Below are 2,299 nucleotides of genomic sequence, written 5' to 3' on the forward strand. Positions count from 1 at the left end.
GTTCGGTCGTCACATTGCGGAGCTGAACGGGACGAACGGTGCGCTGGTGCGGTCGTACGTGTGGGGATTGGATCTCTCGGAAAGCCTGGGCGGAGCGGGTGGTGTGGGCGGGTTGTTGTGGGTGCGGTTGAGCGGCGGGCCTGCTGCGGGGGTGCACTTTGTGACGTACGACGGCAACGGGAACGTGTGGACCCTGGTCTCCGCGAGCACCGGTACCGAGACTGCGCGGTACGAGTATGGTCCGTTTGGGGAGCCTTTGCGGCTGACGGGCGCTGCGGCGGCCTCGAATTTGTTCCGGTTCAGCACGAAGCGGACGGAGCACGGCACGGGCCTGGTGCTGTAGGAAGACCGCGCCTACTCACCCAGCATAGGGCGGTGGGTGACTAGGGATCCTATCGAGGAGCGTGCTTATCAAGAATATGCACTAAGGCCACAGATAGCTATCATAGGGTCGCGCTTGTTGGTGCGTCGGGAGCGTGTAGAGACCGTCGATCATCGTGCATACATTTTTGTTGGCAATGCGCCGATCCGCCACAATGATTACTTAGGACTTGAAAAGGTCTGTTCGCGCTGGCATTGCGGACGGGCAATTGACCGCGCGTCGCGGCTTACGTTCGAGGACGTTCTCAGACGTTATAGTAATGTAAGCTTTTGGGGCAAGATTATGGCATGCGCTCCCATTTGGGCTCCTGTCCCCGGCTTTGATATGGCTTGGGACATGGAGACAATCACGTGGGCCTGGGGAAACGAACTGCATTGCGGCAATGAGAAAACATGCGAGGGAACGGTGACAGTCGCGGGTGGCTGCTACGATGCATGGGACGTTAACGTCATGTTGTACGGCTGGGCAGCGCGCTTATGCGGCATGAAAGCGATGGACCTCATTGCATACGTGGTAGGTTGGAAGCTTGCAAAGCCAATCCTTGCCGATGATGGAGAGGGAAATGATTGGGAAAGGCCAGGACAATGGCTTGGTTTTGCGATCGCAGGATACAATGTCAGTTTTGACCCTCCCGCACTGCCGTCGTCGCTTTCCGGGTGTAGGGCCTGTGCCGAACGCACACAGTATCCGAAGCACGTGGAGTCGGTGTGGCCACGATGAAGTCTATTGCTTTAGCAATCCTTCTCGCAGCCGCTTTTGTGGGCCTCTGGTTTTACGCGGGAATGTGGACCAAGAAGTATTGGACGTATAATTGTGCGTTCCGGGTTTCAGGCATGGTTGTGGATGCTTTCTCAAAACGCCCCCTATCGGATGTGGAAGTCCATGTGCAGTGTCACGAAGCCATAACGAGCGACCATAAGTTGCGTGGGAAACCCTTATACTCCACGAACTACGTTGTAAATACTGATGCTGATGGCGGGTTCAGTGTGTTTTGCTTCGGCGCCTACATATCGCTTACATTCAATTACGAAGGTTACGACGAAGAGGGACCTTGGCGTTTCAGCAACCGAGAGAGCCGCCCCCTCATCGTGACGAATCTGCTGATCGAGTTGAAGCCGAAACGAAGGCTGCCTAGCCAAACAGGTCTTGGGGAATCTATAGGCGCGGAGGCTGCGCCGAACTGAGTGGGACATCCTCGCCCCTGTCGCACGTACTCGAGCGGGCCGCTATGGCTGCGGAGTGCGAATCATCCGGAGCCGGAGCGTCTCACCCTTCGCCCCTGCACCCGTTGGTTCGAGCGGCTCCTTTGTGTTCGGACCTCGGGCAGGGCTACGCACGGGCCGCCGGCCCCAAAGACGATTCAGCCACCCGGTGTCTTCCCCTCTGGCTGCGAAGGACCACCAGTCTTCGCACGGCTCTGGCAACGGGTTGCTACCGACGGCAAAACATGGCCATAAGCACTCCAGCTTCCTGGTTTTGGTAAGGACGCGCCGGCTTGAAGTCTGCGGTGGAGCAGCAACACGGTCAACCGGCTCAACCAGTACACGAGTCGGACGGTGCCGGGGGTGGTGGGAGTGTCGGGGGAGGCGGTCGAGGGAGCGACGGTGACGTTGTGGTGGGGAACCAACGACTGGGCGCCGGTGATTCGGCAGGGTCGGTACTGGTATGGGGAGGTGTGGGTGAACAATGCGACGGGTGCGGTGGGGGTGGTGGTGACGAACCTGGGGGTGGTGCGGGGGAATCCGGACCGGTTGCAGAGCGAGGTGCGGACGGCGGTGGTGGTGCAGACGCCGGAGTTGATGAACTACGACCTGGACGGGAATCTTGTCCGGGATGGTCGGTGGTTGTACAGTTGGGATGCTGAGAACCGGCTGGTGCGCGTGATGAGCTGGGGCGGTGTGGATCGGCGTCGGGTGG

2 protein-coding genes and 1 pseudogene are annotated in these 2,299 nt (G+C 59.2%); all 3 read left to right on the forward strand.

The genetic code is table 11. The features are described from left to right. Positions 1–343 (forward strand): annotated as a pseudogene (locus G4L39_RS09365) (RHS repeat-associated core domain-containing protein); the annotation flags it as partial. Positions 344–1,089: 746 nt separating this feature from the next. Further along, the gene (locus G4L39_RS09370) at positions 1,090–1,566 is read left to right on the forward strand and encodes a carboxypeptidase-like regulatory domain-containing protein (RefSeq protein ID WP_165107728.1); all 477 of its coding nucleotides are present in this window, start codon (positions 1,090–1,092) and stop codon (positions 1,564–1,566) included. Positions 1,567–1,986: 420 nt separating this feature from the next. Next, the coding region (locus G4L39_RS09375; protein WP_205880914.1) for a hypothetical protein at positions 1,987–2,299 on the forward strand (313 nt) is incomplete at its 3' end.

This window comes from Limisphaera ngatamarikiensis, assembly GCF_011044775.1.
GTDB classification, from domain to species: Bacteria; Verrucomicrobiota; Verrucomicrobiia; order Limisphaerales; family Limisphaeraceae; genus Limisphaera; species Limisphaera ngatamarikiensis.